The following is a 14877-nucleotide window of genomic DNA, read 5'->3' on the forward strand; positions in this document are numbered from 1 at the left end:
TTGCCGCAACCTAGAGGGCCGGGCGTGAGGATCAACCGAGCAATGTGTCACATCCGCGCAGGCGGCATTTTTCTGGCAGTTTTGCTCTGCCTGCTCACCGTGCGCATGACCGAGGCGCTAGCACAATCCTCGGCAAGTATTGAGCAAAATTTTGCGAACTCACTGACGGCGATGCCATCGGAAGGCCTCACGGCCTCCGGTGCATTCTACGTGCCGGTCTATTCCAGCGTGTCGATGAGCGAGGGCAAGCTCAGGGCCGATTTCTCGGTGACGCTGAGCGTGCACAACGCCTCGGAGACGAGGCCGCTGGTGCTGAAGCGGATCGCTTATTTCGACACATCAGGCAAGATGGTGGAGAGCTACCTCAAATCGCCGGTCGCGCTAAAACCGTTTGCGACCGTCGAGGTCTCGATCGCCACGACCGATACCCGCGGCGGCACCGGCGCGAATTTCGTGGTCGATTGGGCGGCCGCCGGCGAGATCGCGGAACCGGCGGTCGAGGCATTGATGGTCGGCAGCGTCGGCGCCGGGCACTATGCCTTCATCAGCCAGGGTCGCCCGATCCGGCTGATAAGCAAGAACTGACTTCATGGAAGGCCGCTTCCGGCGGTCCTTCTCAACGACAACAACACGGAGCGAAACGTCCATGTCCACCTCAGCCCAGTTCGACTTTGCACCGCTGCTTCCGGCCGGCCTACCTGCGCCGGCCGCGCGCTGGACCGGGCTCGCCAAATACAGCTTCGTCGGCGGCAACAACGATCCCGACCAGGTCCCGGTCGATGGGCTGATCGAGGCGGTCAATGCCGTGCTGAAGCGCGAGGGCAGGAATCTTGCGACCTACAACCTCGCGCACGGGCCGCAGGGCTATCTGCCGCTCCGCCAGTTCCTCACCGAGAAACTGAAGCGCGATGCCGGGATTGCCTGCACGCCGGACGAGATCATGATCGTCTCCGGCTCGCTGCAGGCGCTTGACCTCGTCAATCACACGCTGCTCGCCAGGGGCGACACCGTGCTGATCGAGCAGGAGACCTATCAGGGCTCGCTGAACCGGCTGACCCGGCTCGGCGTCAACGCGGTCGGCATTCCCCTCGACGGCGACGGCATCCGGATCGATGCGCTTGCCGCAGCACTCGCCGATCACAAGCGGCGCGGCATCACGCCGAAATACATCTACACCATTCCGACCGTGCAGAACCCGACCGGCTCGATCCTCCCCGAGAGCCGCCGCGCCGAGATGCTGAAGCTGTCCAAGGAATACGGCGTGCCGATCTTCGAGGACGATTGCTATGCCGATCTGATCTGGAACGGCGAACGGCCGCCCGCGATCTATGCCATGAGCCAGCACGGCGGCGTGATCCATATCGGCTCGTTCTCGAAGTCGATCGCTCCGGCGCTGCGGGTCGGCTTCATCGTCGCGCCCTGGGCGATCACGTCGCGGATGCTGCCGCTGAAGACCGACGCCGGCTCCGGCGCGCTGGAGCAGATGGTGCTCTCGGAATATTGCGCGCCGCATTTTGCGACCCACGTGCCGCGCCTGACAAAGGGCCTGCGCGCCAAGCTCGACACGCTGATGGAGGCGCTGAACGAGCAGTTCGGCACCGCGGCCGAATTCGAGGCGCCCAAGGGCGGCATCTTCCTCTGGGTCAAGCTGCCCGACAATGTCGACACCATGAAGCTCTATCAGGCGGCGCTCGCCGCCGGCGTCTCGATCAATCCGGGACCGGAATGGTCGACCAGCAAGGCGCATTCCGCCAGCCGGCTCCGCCTCTGCTTCGCCAGCCCGTCGCACGAGCAGATCCGCGAGGGCGTCGCCGTGCTGGCCGAGGTGTGCCGCAAGGAATTCGGCGTGCCGGCGCGCAGCAGCAATGTGGAGAAGCGCGGCTAGCGATCCGCATTCGCCGTCTCACGCGGTCAGGTGAAATTCCACATGCACCTGGCCGCTGCCGCTCGACGGGAAATAATCGCAAAGCTGCTCGGCCGCGCCATGAAAATCATACCAGCCGAGCGCGGCAAACAGCATGATGGTGTCGGCCATGCCACCCTCGCCGTTGCACCGGACGGCGTAATCGGGGAGCATGTCGAGGAACTCCCGGTAACGGCGCTGCTGCCACAGTTCGAGCACGCGCAGATCGACCTGGCGATTGAATTCGCTGGCTATCGATGTCCAGGCGTCGGGGCCAAGCTTCTTGTTCGGCAATAACCGATGCGACAGCGATCCGCTGGCGAGCAGCGCGACCCGCTCGCCGGACCGCGCGATCGCACGGCGGGTCGCTTCACCGAGCAGCCGGCTCTCCTCCATCGAGGTGAACAGCGGCGACGCAACCGAAACGACCTTGGCCCAGCCATCCTGGTTCAGGTAGTGCATCGGGACGATGGTGCCGTATTCAAGACCGAGGCTTTCGACCCGGTGCGCCATCACATTGAGACCATCGCTCTCCGCCTCGCTCGCAATCGCTTCCGCAAGCGCGGTATTCCCCGGCCAATCGTAGCGCAGATCCCTGATCATCTGCGGCGCCTCGTGGCTCGTGAATGAGCCGCCGTGCCGCGCATTGGCGTTGATGTGGTAGCCGAAATTGGACAGCCAATGCGTATCGAACACCACGAAGGTCGACACGCCGCGTTCCCTGGCGCGCCGGCCGAGTTCATGCAATGCGGCGACCGCGCCGGCCCGCGCATCGTGCAGCGGGTGATCGGGGCGTTCCGACAGCATCAGGGACGGTACGTGGCTGACCTTGGCAGCAAGAACGAGTTCACCCATCGGCGTGATCTTCCCCTTCCCGGTCAGGCGGCCTTGGGGGCGTCGCTGCGGAACGCGTTCAAAATGCGCAGCAACAGCAAGATTGAGACGTTGCCCTTGCCCGCTTCGATGAGAGCAATGTAGCGCTGCGACACGCCGGATCGGCGGGCCAGTTCGCGACGCGTCATGCCGATATTGGCCCGCGCCCCGCGCATGGCCTCGCCCAGTTGCCGCAGAAAGTCGCTTTCGGAAAACGACGTACCACCAGGCGCGGAAGAACGTGCCGATCGGTCTATGGAGGAACGATTCCCAGTCACGACGTGCCTCTTATGATTGCCCATCATCGACGAGCAAGATTTCCTGTCCTTGACGCGGATCAATGACAGGAAACCGGCGGGGCCTGCCGCTTATCGCACCGAAAACGGCGCCTGATAGGGTCGGCCGAACGGCACGCCGTTGACCACGGTCTGCACCGGCTTCAGCTGCAGATTGCCGTCGCGCTTGTTATTGCGGGTGTCGACGAAGGACACCGGGCCTTCGATGAGGTCCATGATCGCGACATCGCCGGGGGCCCCGCGCTGCAGCGTGCCGATCTTCGGGGTGCGGTTGATGATCCGCGCCGGCACAGAGGTCGCCATCGCCACCACCTGATCCAGCGAGGAGCCCATCGCCAGGAACTTGCTCATCACGTTGGGCAGGAACGGGATGCCGGGCGAATTGCCGGAGAAGACGTGGATGTCGGAGGAGATCGTATCGGGCGTGCAGCCGGCGGGGATCGCGATCTCGGCCACCGTGAAATCGAAGCTGCCGCCGCCATGGCCGACGTCGAACAGCACGCCGCGCTGCTTGGCCGCGAGCGCCGCCGGCAGCAGCTTGCCGTCCTGCACGATGTTGGTGAAGGCGCCGGACATGTTCGGCGCGCCGGAATAGGCGTGGGTGAGGATATCGCCCGGACGCAGCAGGTCGAGGATGTCGGACATCAACTCCCTGGTCTCGACGCCGCCGATATGCACCATCATCCGCGCCGGCCAGCCGCACATCTCGCAGGCCTGGATGCCGCGCTTCAGCGGCTCGACGCCGTGCTTGAAGATGACGTTCTCCGACATCCGTACCTTGACCCCGATCAGGAAGTCAGGGTTCTCGGCGAGCGCCATCGCGCAGGCTTCGACCTGAGCGTTGTCGATGTTGTAGAGCTCGGCCACCGGGAAGGCCGACAGGCCGTTGTTGGCGATATGGACGAAGGCATAGATCCGCGTCCGCGACTGCGCCACGATGAAGCGGCGCAGCGCCGCGAGATTGTTGACGCCGGCATCGCCGGCCGAGACGACCGTCGTGGTGCCCTGGAACTGCACCAGCTCGTCGGCGGGAATGCCGATCGCCGAGCCGTAGGGATAGACGTGGCAGTGCAGATCGACGAGGCCCGGCATCACGAGCTTGCCCGATGCGTCGATGGTCTTGACGGCGCGCGCGGCAGGGATCTCGTCCTCGATCGCCTCGATCAGGCCCCAGCGGATGCCGATGTCGCGCTTGCCGCGCAATGACTGGCTCGGATCGATCACGTCGCCGCTTTTGATGACGAGGTCGAATTTGTCGTCCGGCCCCATCGCCGCAGCGGCCGGCCCTGTGATGACAGCAGCAGCGGCCGATCCCGTACCCTTTAGAAAATCCCGGCGTGAAAATTCACCCACGGCAACGTCCCCCCGAACATTGATTTTTATGAAGCGATGATGCGTCGGACCCGGTGGTTAGGCAAGACCACCTGAACAACCGTTCAGAAAACTCCGCCGGTTCCTGAGGAACGTTTCGATGCCTGCCCGGTTTCCTCCCCGCATCATTGAGGAGGATGAAATGAAAAAGATTGGTTTTGTTCTTGCGGCGATTGGTACGCTTGCAGTGGCCGTTCCGTCGATCGCGAGCGCCGAGACCGTCGTGATCAAGCGCGGCCATCATCACTGGGATCGTGGCTGGGGCGCGCGCGCCGAGATGCGCCATGACCATGGCTGGCATCGCGGCTGGCATCACGACCATGATCGCGTGACGGTCATCAGGCGGGACCGCTACTAACCGCCGACACATCCAAGAGACCGACACAACGGAAATGGCTCCTCGCGGAGCCATTTTCTTTTTCAGCAATCGTATCGGAAGGTCGACGGCTCAATCCCACGCCGGCGCAAAACCCGGATTGACGCAGCGCATGTCCTTGCGCAGCGCGGCGATCGCCTTGCGGTCGTCGTCGTCGAGCTTGACCTTCAGCGCGCCGAGATTGGCCTTTTGGCTCTCGGCACGCGAGGCTTTCGGGATCGCCGCAACGCCGTCCTGGTCGAGCAGCCATTTCAGCGCCACCTGCGCTGCGGTCGCATCATGCTTGCTGCCGATTTTCGCCAGCGTCTCGTCGGTGGCGAAGCGGCCCTGCGCCAGCGGACAGTAAGCCACCAGCTGAATCGATTTCGCGGCGAGATATTTCCGCACCGGCGTCTGGTCCAGCATCGCGTGATACTCGATCTGGTTGCAGGCGATCGGCGCCTTGATGTCCTCGACCACGGTCTTGAGCAGCGCGGTGGTGAAATTGGCGACGCCGATCGCGCGGGTGCGGCCTTCCTCCTTCAGCTTCATCAACGTCTCGAAGACAGCCGGCAGCTTCATGCTCCGCGACGGCCAGTGCACCAGATAGAGGTCGACGTGATCAAGGCGCAGCTTCTTCAGGCTGGCGTCGAACGCTTTCCGGATCGCGTCCGGCGCCAAGTTCTCGTGCCAGACCTTGGTGGTCACATGCAGGTCCTTGCGCGCGACCTTCGCGTCCGCGATCGCGGCCCCGATCGCTTCCTCATTGCCATACATCTCGGCGGTGTCGATATGCCGGTAACCGAGCCCGAGCGCGCTCTCGACCGCCGCGCGGCAGGCATCGCCCTGCATGCGGAAGGTGCCGAGCCCGAGTTGCGGCAGGCTGATGCCCTGTGTCTGCAGATTGTCCATGGATAGCTCCTGACGCGTGGGCCGCCGATGTCATCGACGACGTCACGCCAGCAAGTTGTCTGTAAGGAATGAAATTGGCAGGACTGCCGAACCACAGTCTGCCCGCAAACCGGCCGTTCGGGCAAGCCGCCCGCAATCAAGATGTCGCGACGGGATGGAGGCTGGTCTAGATGTGCTGCGCCATGATCTGGCCGGGCCGCGCATCCGGCCGCGGCTCGATGTCGACCGACCAGAGATCGTGGTTGTCGACGTCCTTCAGCGTCACCGTCATCACGCCGGTCCTGCCGTCGATGTCGACGCGGCCGAAGAACTGCAGGCCGAAGCACGGCGCGAGATTATCGCCCTGCTCGGCCGAGCAACCTTTCTGGTACATCGCCTTCGGCCCAAAGGTGTTGTCGAGCTCGCCCGGCGACCAGGTGCCGGCATGCAGCGGACCGGAGACGAACTCCCAGAACGGCTCGAACTCCTGGAACACGGCGCGGTTCGGATCATAATGATGCGCGGCGGTGTAGTGCATGTCGGCGGTGAGCCACACCGTGTTGCGGATGCCGGCGCGCTTCATGAAGGACAAGAGATCGGCGATCTCGTGCTCGCGCCGCTCCGGCGGGCCGTCGCCAAGCGCGGCGGCGTCCAGGCTGACGAGGCCGATCGGCAGATCCGCCGCGATCACCTTCCAGACGGCGTCCGACGCCACCAGCTCCCGTTTCAGCCAGGCGAGCTGGCTCTCGCCGAGGATGAACGCCTGGTCCGGATCGCCTCGCTTGTTCCAGTTGGAATCGCGGTAGGAGCGCATGTCGATGAGGAAGACGTCGAGCAGCGGCCCGTAGGCGATCTTGCGATAGACCCGGCCGTCGCGCTCCGGCATCAGCCGCATCGGCATGAATTCATGGAAGGCGCGGCGCGCCCGCGCCACCAGGCGCGAGGTGCCGTCCGCGTCATAGCCGGTTGCGTCGGCGGTGCCGATTGGCGACCAGTCGTCGGCCACCTCGTGGTCGTCCCATTGCGCGAACATCGGCACCTCGGCGTGGAAGGCGCGGAAGTTGTCGTCGAGCCAGTTGTATTTGTAGTTGCCGCGAAACTCCTCGAGGCTGTGCGCGACGACGGATTTCTCCTCGGTAACGAGGTTGCGCCAGATCTCGCCGTTCGGCAGGGTCTGCTCGCGCGGCACCGTGCAATCGGCATAGATGTGGTCGCCGGAATGGATGAAGAAATCCGGGCGCTCGTTCAGCATGGTGCGATAGCTGCGCAGGCCGCCGCGCGCGGGGTCGATGCCCCAGCCCTGCCCGACCACGTCGCCGGACCAGACGAACGAGACTGAGCGGCGGTCGACCGGCGCGGTGCGCAAATGCCCAATGCGGCTCTCGCCTGCGGTCCCGTCGCGATCCTCGAAGCTGATGCGATAGAACAGGTCCTGTCCCGGCGGCAGGCCATCGAGCAACAGCTTTGCGGTGAAGTCGCGCTCGGGCAGAGCATCGGCGGACGCGCGGCGCAGGATGGTGGCAAAGCTCTCGACCGCGGCGCATTCGATCTGCATGCGCGCGGCGCGATCGGCGCGGGCCCAGATCACCGCGGAATCGCTGGCGACGTCGCCGGACTGGATGCCCGCGATCGCAGGCCGATCCGCGGCGCGGCTCAGATATGGCCTTGCCAGCGCGCCCAGCCCCGCCAGCGCGGCCGTCGACGCCGAGCGCACCAGAAGCTGACGCCTTGTGAGGCCTCGCCCCCTCGCGGAGATCGCTGTCGGCATCGAATAACCTTCGTCGAATCGCAACGAAAGTTTTGCCTGCGCTGTTTGACTCCGCCCTTACGGTTTCTTGACTCTGCGCCGACGGTTTTGCGACGGCGGTGTGACTCTGGGGTCGAGATGGAGATCTGAATGGTGTCGCCAGGCGCCAAGCGCGCAAACGCCGAACCCGTCATCCTGAGGTGAGAGCGGAGCGAGCCTCGAAGGATGAATCGGCCCGGCTGCAAGAGCGCGGTCGATTCATCCTTCGAGACGGCCGCTTCGCGGCCTCCTCAGGATGACGGGTTTGGTATTGGTACGAACGCGCGCGCGAGTTGGCGTGAGACCGCCGAACCGCCCTCACCGCTGCCAGTTGCAGATGCCGCCGCTGCGGCACGGCCAGGTCTGGATCCTGGTGTCGCGGGCTTCCGCATCGAGCGGGTTCGAATGCCGCCGCGCGAGCTTGGCGCGGGCGGGGACGTGCGCGACCGTGCGCTTCCGCTCATGCGGCGCCGTCACCTTGGTCGTGCGCACGGCCTTCTGCGGCTCGACCTTGGGCTGCTCGACCTGAGGCTCGACATTGGCGCGCTGATCAGGTCCGTGGTCGGTCTTCGCCTCGACCGGAACCGGCTCGAACTTCGCCGGCGGGCCAAGCGGCTTCGGCGAGAGCACGGCCCGCGAGAGATCGAGGCTGAAGAACTCGCTTGGGCGGTAGTCGTCAGCCAACGCCACGCCCCCCAACGCCAGGCACGCGGTGCAAACAGTTGCAACAAAAGCGCTTTTCAGGACCATCAAAGGGCCTCCTGAAATCACTCGAACAGAACAGCCATCATGTAGGAGCCCGGCCGCGCGAATCCAGCCGCGCCTTGCGGGCAGGGTTACCGGTCAACCAAAGCGGCCGCGGAAAGTTCCCGCGGCGCACCGCCTGCCCTATTCGGCCGCCTGCGCCAGCGGCTGGCCGATCGCACGCTCCAGCCGCGCGCATTCGGTGCGGTAGCGGGCGACGTTGCCTTCCTTGATGTGGCCGTAGCCGCGCACGAGGTCCGCGGTCTTCGCCAGCGCCACCAGGCGCGGCAGGTCGAGCGGCGTCTTGCCGTCGAGGTGACGCAGGATCATCGCCGAATACTCGACCGGCAGCGCGCGCTCCATCTTGCGCTCGGCGGTGTAGCCGAAGATGTCGAATGCGGTGCCGCGCAGGCCCTTCAGCCCCGCCAGCAGGCCGAACGCCTTGAAGATCCACGGGCCGAACTCGCGCTTCTGCAATCGCCCGGTGACGGGATCGCGCTGCGCCAGCAGCGGCGGCGCCAGCAAGACCTTCAAGCCGGAATTGCCCTCGAACTGCTCCCTCAAGGCCTTGCTGAACTCGCCGTCGGAATAGAGCCGCGCGACTTCGTATTCGTCCTTGTAGGCCATCAATTTGAACAGGCCCTTTGCAAAGGCCTCGGTCAGGTCCTGCGAGCCCGGCGCTGCCGCAGCCTCGGCGGAGCGGACGCGCGCGACGTCGTCGATATAACGCTTCGCGTAGGCCGCGTCCTGATAGTCGGTGAGGAATTTGGCGCGGAACGCGATCGCCTCATCGAGCGTCTTCTTGGCCGGCGCGGCACCGGCGCTCTTGAAGCGCGCCGCGCTGACCACGCGCTGCAGATCATGCGCGGCGAGCCGGCCCCAGGAGAACGCGGTCTTGTTCATCTCGATCGCGGCGCCGTTGAGCTCGATCGCCTTCAGGATGGCCTCGAGCGACAGCGGGATCGCGCCGCGCTGGAACGCGAAGCCGAGCATGAAGGCGTTGGTCGCGATGCTGTCGCCCATCAGCGCGGTCGCAAGCCCGGTGGCATCCAGGATGTCGAGATCATCCGGTCTCACCGCGCCGTTCAGCGCATCGCGCATCGAGCTGGCTTCAAAGTCGATATCGGGATCGATCACGAAGCTCGCGGTCGGCAGCAGGTCGGCGTTGACGACGGCGCGGGTGACGCCGCGCTCGGCGCGGCTCAGCGCCGGCACGCTGGTGGCGACGACGAGGTCGCAGCCGAGGATCAGATTGGCATTGCCGGGCGCGATGCGGACCGTGGTCAGCATGTCGGACGCCGGCGCCAGCCGGACATGGCTCATGACCGCGCCGTTCTTCTGCGACAGGCCGGTGAAGTCGAGCGTCGAGCAGGCGAGCCCCTCGACATGGGCGGCCATGCCGAGCAGCGCGCCGATGGTGATGACGCCGGTGCCGCCGATGCCGGTAATCAGGATGTTGTAGGGGCCAGTCAGCGCGGGCGCGGGCGGTGCCGGCAGGTCCGCGAACAGCGCCTTGGGATCGGCGGCGGTGCGGTCGGCCTTGCGCAGCTTGGGATCCTGCACCATCACGAAGCTCGGGCAGAAGCCCTCGATGCAGGAAAAATCCTTGTTGCAGTTCGACTGGTCGATGCGGCGCTTGCGGCCGAGCTCGGTCTCCAGCGGCTGCACCGAGACACAGTTCGACGCCACCGAGCAGTCGCCGCAGCCCTCGCAGACGCGCTCATTGATGAAGACGCGCTTGGCCGGATCGGGAAACAGCCCGCGCTTGCGGCGGCGGCGCTTCTCGGCAGCGCAGGTCTGGTCGTAGATCAGGACGGTGAGGCCCTCGATCTCGCGCAAGGTGCGCTGCACGGCGTCGAGCTCGCGGCGATGATGGATGGTGGCGCCGGACGGGAAGTAGTTAGCGGGATATTTGTCCGGATCGTCGGAGACGATCGCGAGCCGCTTGGTGCCCTCGGCCGCGACCTGATGCGCGATCTGCGCCACCGTGAAGCCGCCTTCGGCCGGCTGGCCGCCGGTCATCGCCACCGCATCGTTGTACAGGATCTTGTAGGTGATGTTGACGCCGGCCGCGGCCGCCGCGCGCAGCGCCAGCAACCCGGAATGCGTATAGGTACCGTCGCCGAGATTCTGGAACACGTGCTGTTCGCTGGTGAACGGCGCCTGCCCGATCCAGCTCACGCCCTCCGCGCCCATGTGCGAGATGGTCTGGGTATTGCGGTTCGGCACCGACAGCGCCATGCCGTGGCAGCCGATACCGGCCATGGCGCGGCTGCCCTCGGGAATCTTGGTCGACGAGTTGTGCGGGCAGCCCGAGCAGAAATACGGCGTACGCTGCAGCTTCGCGGTGCCCGTGCCCTCGACCGGGCGGTCGAACGCCTCGAGTTTTGCCAGGCGCTGCTCCAGCAGCGGGCTGCGGTGGCCGAGCTTGCGCAGACGCGCCACGACGGCGGCCGCCACCATGGTCGGCGTCAGCTCGCCTTCGCTCGGCAGCAGCGGCGCGCCGCCCTCATCGCGCTTGCCGACCACCGAGGGGCGCTTGGAGGCGTCCATGTTGTAGAGGATGCGGACCAGCTGGTCCTCGATGAAGCCGCGCTTCTCCTCGACGACCAGCACGTCCTGCAGGCCTTCGGCGAAGTCGCGCGCGCCGCGCGCTTCGAGCGGCCAGGTCAACGCCACCTTGTAGATCCGCAGACCCAGCGCCTGGGCCTCGGCATCGGTGATGCCGAGATCGGCGAGCGCCTGGCGCAGATCGAGATAGGCCTTGCCGGTCGCCATGATGCCGAGCCGCGCCGGCTTGGAATCCAGCACGATGCGGTCGAACCGGTTGGCGCGGGCGAAGGCCGCGACCGCCTCCATCTTGGGCCCGTGCAGCCTGCGCTCGGCCTCCAGCGGCGGATCCGGCCAGCGGATCGAGAGCCCGCCCGGCGGCATCTCGAAATCGTCGGGCATGATGATCTTGATGCGATCGGGATCGCTGACGATCGAGGCCGAGCTTTCCACCGTCTCCGAGATCGCCTTGAAGCCGACCCAGCAGCCGGAATAGCGCGACAGCGCGAAGCCGAGGATGCCGAGGTCGAGATAGTCCTGCAGCGTCGCCGGATTGATCACCGGCATCAGCGCCGAGGCGAACACCTGCTCGCTCTGATGCGCCAGAGTGGAGGACTGGCAGCCATGGTCGTCGCCGGCGAGCGCGATCACGCCGCCATTCGGCGAGGTGCCGGCCGAATTGGCGTGCTTGAGCGCGTCGAGCGAGCGGTCGACGCCAGGGCCCTTGCCGTACCAGATGCCGAACACGCCATCGACCTTGGCGCCAGGGAACATGCCGACCTGCTGGCTGCCCCACACCGCGGTCGCCGCCAGATCCTCGTTGAGGCCGGGAACGAAGGCGATGTCATGCTCCCTGAGGAACGATTTCGCCCGCCACAGCGCGTGGTCGTACATGCCGAGCGGCGAGCCACGGTAACCCGAGATGAAACCCGCGGTGTTCAGCCCGTGCGCGCGGTCGCGTTCGCGCTGCAACATCGGCAATCGGACCAGAGCCTGGGTACCGGAGAGGAAGATTCGTTTCGTATCCAACCGGTACTTGTCGTCCAGTCCAACTTCCATCAACGCCATCAGTTTCAGGCTCCCCGCCGATCAGGTCACGCCGGTCCGAACCGGGTCTCATTCTCTTGCCCATGATCATGCATCAGCATGCACTGATTTTGTTATGCATGAACAGCCCCGTTCCATGGCCGCAGCACATATCTCATGTTGCGCATGCGAGGCCTTGTTGCTCTGCGAGGCTTGTTGCTCTGCGAGGCTTGCCGAACCCCGGCATCTTTGAAACGGTGGCGCGCAAAGGGAGACCAAGGATGATTAAAGTCGAATCCGCATTCACGACGGAAATCGTGGAGAACGGCAATCTGCTGGTGGGTCCCTGGCGCAGCCCGAAGCAGATGCTTCAGGCCCAGACCTACGACTCCCACGCCTCGATTCACGACGATGCAACCGCGCAGAAGCTCGGCTTCCGCGGCGGCACGATCGAGGGACCGACCCATTTCAGCCAGTTCGCGCCGCTGTGCGAGCGGATCTGGGGCCGCGCCTGGTTCATGACCGGGTGCCTGTCGGCGCATTACCGCAATCCGGTGTTCGAGGGCGAAGAGGTCCAGGCCCAGATCGAGAAGCCGAAGCCGGGCCAGACCGTTTGCACGATCGGGATGATCAAGCCCGACGGCACCGAGATCCTGCGCGGCACCGCATCGATCGACGGCGACGGCAGCGAGACGGCGCTGAGCCGTCGGCTCGGCGAATTGAAGCCGCTGGCCGATCCCGTGATCCTTGCCGACATCAAGGTCGGCATGAAGACGCCCCGGCAGGCGATCAAGATGGATTTCGACCAGAACATGGGCGATCTCTATCCGTTCTCGCTGGCCGACAAGCTCAAGGTGATCACCGAGCCGTCGGACTATTATTCGCTGGAGTACAATCCCTGGGGCCGCGCCATCATCCCGATGGAGATGCTGAGCGTGCTGTTCCAGTACCGCGCGCGCGAGGACCGGCTGCCGGTCCGCGGCCCGGCCGTCGGGCTGTTCGCCGATCAAGAGATCCGGCTTGTGCACGGGCCGCTGTTCCCGGGCGAGACCTATTGGGTCGAGCGCGAGGTCGTCGCGCTCTCGGGCAGCAAGCGCACCGAGAGCATGTGGGTGCGCTCGACCGTGTTCGATGCCGACAACGCCGTGGTCGCGACCATGCTGCTCAACGGCGCCAGCATGAAGGACTCCTACGCCAACTACGAGCGCGAGCACAAAGCCCTTTACGGCTGAAGCGACAGCCGCCTGTTCCGCAAGCCGCCGAACCAAGGACAACAACAATGGCCCGCCTGCCCTATCTCGAAGCCGACCAGGTCGCCCCCGAATATCGCGACATGCTCAAGCGCAACACCAATCTGCACAAGCTCTTGGTGAACTCGCCGGACATGGCGCGCGCCTTCAACGGCATCGGCGGCTACATCCGTTTCAAGAGCAAGCTCGATCCGCGATTGCGCGAGCTCGCGATCCTGCAGGTCGGCTGGCTCGAGAAGTCGGAATACGAGTTCGCCCACCATGTGAAGATCGGCAAGGAGTTCGGCGTCACCGACGAGGATATCGAGGGCCTGATCGCCGAGACCGGGGGCAAGCCGTCAAAGCTGGAGCCGCTGGCGAAGGCGATCCTCAAGGGCGCCCGCGAGATGGTGCGCGAGCTTGCGATGTCGGATGCGACCTTCGCCGAGATCAAGCAGCATCTCTCCGACGAGCACATGACCGATCTGGTGCTGACGATCGCGTTCTACTGCGCCGTGGTGCGCGTGCTCGCCACCATGCAGATCGACAACGAGCCAAGCTACAAAGAGGTACTGCAGCAGTACCCGATGCCGGGAGGGAAGTGAAATGCGCCTGCAAGATCGCATCGCCATCGTCGTCGGCGCCGGCCAGAGCCCCGGCGAGGGCATCGGCAACGGCCGCGCCACCGCGCTGACCTTCGCGCGCGAAGGCGCCAAGGTGCTGTGCGTCGATCACAACCTGGCATCGGCGCAGGAAACCGTCGACCTGATCGTGGCCAAGGGGGGCACCGCGGTCGCCTTCAAGGCCGACGTCACCAAGAATGCCGACATCAAGGCGATGGTGGCGGATGCGCATGGCCGCTGGGGCAGCGTCGATATCCTGCACAACAATGTCGGTGTCAGCCTCTCCGGCGGCGATGCCGAGCTGCTCGACATCACCGAGGAGGCGTTCGACCGCTGCGTGGCGATCAACCTGAAGAGCTGCATCCTCGCCGCCAAGCATGTGATCCCGATCATGCGCAAACAGCAGCGCGGCTCGATCATCAACATCTCGTCGATGGCCGCGATCACGACCTACCCTTACGTCGCCTACAAGGCGACCAAGTCCGCGATGATCGCCTTCACCGAACAGCTCGCCTACCAGAATGCGCAATACGGCATTCGCGCCAACGTGATCCTGCCCGGATTGATGAACACGCCGATGGCGGTGGACACGCGCGCCCGCGAATTCAAGAAGAGCCGCGCGGAAGTCGAGGCCGAGCGAGACAGCAAGGTACCGTTGCGTCACAAGATGGGCACCGGCTGGGACGTCGCCAATGCCGCGCTGTTCCTCGCCTCGGATGAGGCCAATTTCGTTACCGGTGTGACGTTGCCGGTCGATGGCGGCGCCAGCGTGCGGCGCGGTTAACCCAGATGATTAACTTATGTGACGATTTGCGGTTAATCACTGTGACGGCATCACGCGGCAATGCGCCACAATGATTCGAAAAACTTGAAACATTCCAATGACACGGCGATGTGACGACGCGTCCACATAAATCGAAATCCTGACTCGTTGTGGTCGCACGAAATTCATCTGCGCTCTGTATCTCGCACGCCAAGAACTTCTGGAGTGCCTGGACCAATGAGCGAAGAATTCGAACTCAGACCCGATCAGTGGGATGCGTTGAAAGCATTGCGGGTTCCCGCAGCAAACCCTTCAAGGCTGAACCGGTTCGCCGTCGAAAGCCTGATCACGCTCGGTTATGTTGCGGTGCGAGGAGATTCGTTCGAACTGACGCCCGCGGGCCGCAAGGTGCTGGTCCGCGGTTCGTCACAATTGCTGCTCGATATCGCAGCCTGATCACCTTCGAA

The 14877-nt window shown here is 64.9% G+C and carries 14 protein-coding genes; 7 read left to right on the forward strand and 7 right to left on the reverse strand.

Annotated features, from left to right (window positions below):
• Nucleotides 1-42 precede the first annotated feature (42 nt).
• Together ACVW1C_RS08975 and ACVW1C_RS08980 are read left to right on the forward strand one after the other, a co-directional pair.
• A complete protein-coding gene (locus tag ACVW1C_RS08975) occupies nt 43-585 on the forward strand; it encodes a DUF3124 domain-containing protein (RefSeq protein ID WP_456758112.1) in 543 nt (180 codons plus the stop codon).
• A 61-nt stretch (nt 586-646) separates the two neighbouring features.
• Nucleotides 647-1885 carry an aminotransferase-like domain-containing protein gene (locus ACVW1C_RS08980; RefSeq protein ID WP_456758113.1) on the forward strand — a complete coding sequence of 413 codons (1239 nt, stop codon included), beginning with the start codon at nt 647-649 and terminating at the stop codon, nt 1883-1885.
• An 18-nt stretch (nt 1886-1903) separates the two neighbouring features.
• On the opposite strand, the gene hpaD is transcribed toward ACVW1C_RS08980, so the two are convergent.
• The 3 genes from hpaD to ACVW1C_RS08995 form a co-directional block, all read right to left on the reverse strand.
• Nucleotides 1904-2758, reverse strand: a complete 855-nt coding sequence (hpaD, locus tag ACVW1C_RS08985; RefSeq protein ID WP_456758114.1) for a 3,4-dihydroxyphenylacetate 2,3-dioxygenase — start codon at nt 2756-2758, stop codon at nt 1904-1906.
• Nucleotides 2759-2781: 23 nt separating this feature from the next.
• Complete coding sequence (locus tag ACVW1C_RS08990; protein ID WP_456758115.1) at nt 2782-3054, reverse strand: helix-turn-helix domain-containing protein; 273 nt, start codon at nt 3052-3054, stop codon at nt 2782-2784.
• A gap of 90 nt (nt 3055-3144) precedes the next feature.
• A complete protein-coding gene (locus tag ACVW1C_RS08995) occupies nt 3145-4425 on the reverse strand; it encodes an amidohydrolase family protein (protein WP_456758116.1) in 1281 nt (426 codons plus the stop codon).
• A gap of 160 nt (nt 4426-4585) precedes the next feature.
• Here ACVW1C_RS08995 and ACVW1C_RS09000 point away from each other — a divergent pair, with 160 nt between their 5' ends.
• On the forward strand, nt 4586-4801 hold the full coding sequence (locus ACVW1C_RS09000) for a hypothetical protein (RefSeq protein ID WP_456763026.1): 216 nt from the start codon (nt 4586-4588) through the stop codon (nt 4799-4801).
• Between the two features lie 90 nt (nt 4802-4891).
• On the opposite strand, the gene ACVW1C_RS09005 is transcribed toward ACVW1C_RS09000, so the two are convergent.
• The 4 genes from ACVW1C_RS09005 to ACVW1C_RS09020 all read right to left on the reverse strand — a co-directional run bounded on the left by ACVW1C_RS09005 (nt 4892) and on the right by ACVW1C_RS09020 (nt 11837).
• Nucleotides 4892-5710, reverse strand: coding sequence for an aldo/keto reductase (locus ACVW1C_RS09005; protein WP_456758117.1), 819 nt, complete (start codon nt 5708-5710; stop codon nt 4892-4894).
• Between the two features lie 166 nt (nt 5711-5876).
• The gene (locus ACVW1C_RS09010; RefSeq protein WP_456758118.1) at nt 5877-7457 is read right to left on the reverse strand and encodes an alkaline phosphatase D family protein; all 1581 of its coding nucleotides are present in this window, start codon (nt 7455-7457) and stop codon (nt 5877-5879) included.
• 336 nt (nt 7458-7793) lie between these two features.
• Entirely contained in the window at nt 7794-8225 is a 432-nt protein-coding gene (locus ACVW1C_RS09015; protein ID WP_456758119.1) for a hypothetical protein, read from the reverse strand.
• Between the two features lie 138 nt (nt 8226-8363).
• Nucleotides 8364-11837: an indolepyruvate ferredoxin oxidoreductase family protein gene (locus ACVW1C_RS09020; RefSeq protein ID WP_456758120.1), complete on the reverse strand. Its 3474-nt coding sequence runs from the start codon at nt 11835-11837 to the stop codon at nt 8364-8366.
• Between the two features lie 239 nt (nt 11838-12076).
• Here ACVW1C_RS09020 and ACVW1C_RS09025 point away from each other — a divergent pair, with 239 nt between their 5' ends.
• From ACVW1C_RS09025 to ACVW1C_RS09040, 4 genes are all read left to right on the forward strand, one after another.
• A complete protein-coding gene (locus ACVW1C_RS09025; protein WP_456758121.1) occupies nt 12077-13027 on the forward strand; it encodes a hypothetical protein in 951 nt (316 codons plus the stop codon).
• A gap of 47 nt (nt 13028-13074) precedes the next feature.
• Nucleotides 13075-13629, forward strand: a complete 555-nt coding sequence (locus ACVW1C_RS09030; protein ID WP_456758122.1) for a carboxymuconolactone decarboxylase family protein — start codon at nt 13075-13077, stop codon at nt 13627-13629.
• A gap of 1 nt (nt 13630) precedes the next feature.
• Nucleotides 13631-14431 (forward strand): SDR family NAD(P)-dependent oxidoreductase, encoded by an 801-nt coding sequence (locus tag ACVW1C_RS09035; RefSeq protein ID WP_456758123.1) that lies wholly within the window; start codon nt 13631-13633, stop codon nt 14429-14431.
• Nucleotides 14432-14647: 216 nt separating this feature from the next.
• Nucleotides 14648-14866, forward strand: coding sequence for a hypothetical protein (locus ACVW1C_RS09040; RefSeq protein ID WP_456758124.1), 219 nt, complete (start codon nt 14648-14650; stop codon nt 14864-14866).
• Nucleotides 14867-14877 lie beyond the last annotated feature (11 nt).

Source organism: Bradyrhizobium sp. USDA 4011 (genome assembly GCF_054063415.1).

Coding starts and splice junctions, on each gene's coding strand:
- ACVW1C_RS09010 (WP_456758118.1), bottom strand. CDS start 7,457: ATGCCGACAGCGATCTCCGCGAGGGGGCGAGGCCTCACAAGGCGTCAG.
- ACVW1C_RS09025 (WP_456758121.1), top strand. CDS start 12,077: ATGATTAAAGTCGAATCCGCATTCACGACGGAAATCGTGGAGAACGGC.
- ACVW1C_RS09015 (WP_456758119.1), bottom strand. CDS start 8,225: ATGGTCCTGAAAAGCGCTTTTGTTGCAACTGTTTGCACCGCGTGCCTG.
- ACVW1C_RS09030 (WP_456758122.1), top strand. CDS start 13,075: ATGGCCCGCCTGCCCTATCTCGAAGCCGACCAGGTCGCCCCCGAATAT.
- ACVW1C_RS09040 (WP_456758124.1), top strand. CDS start 14,648: ATGAGCGAAGAATTCGAACTCAGACCCGATCAGTGGGATGCGTTGAAA.
- ACVW1C_RS08980 (WP_456758113.1), top strand. CDS start 647: ATGTCCACCTCAGCCCAGTTCGACTTTGCACCGCTGCTTCCGGCCGGC.
- hpaD (WP_456758114.1), bottom strand. CDS start 2,758: ATGGGTGAACTCGTTCTTGCTGCCAAGGTCAGCCACGTACCGTCCCTG.
- ACVW1C_RS08975 (WP_456758112.1), top strand. CDS start 43: ATGTGTCACATCCGCGCAGGCGGCATTTTTCTGGCAGTTTTGCTCTGC.
- ACVW1C_RS09005 (WP_456758117.1), bottom strand. CDS start 5,710: ATGGACAATCTGCAGACACAGGGCATCAGCCTGCCGCAACTCGGGCTC.
- ACVW1C_RS09035 (WP_456758123.1), top strand. CDS start 13,631: ATGCGCCTGCAAGATCGCATCGCCATCGTCGTCGGCGCCGGCCAGAGC.
- ACVW1C_RS09020 (WP_456758120.1), bottom strand. CDS start 11,837: ATGGCGTTGATGGAAGTTGGACTGGACGACAAGTACCGGTTGGATACG.
- ACVW1C_RS09000 (WP_456763026.1), top strand. CDS start 4,586: ATGAAAAAGATTGGTTTTGTTCTTGCGGCGATTGGTACGCTTGCAGTG.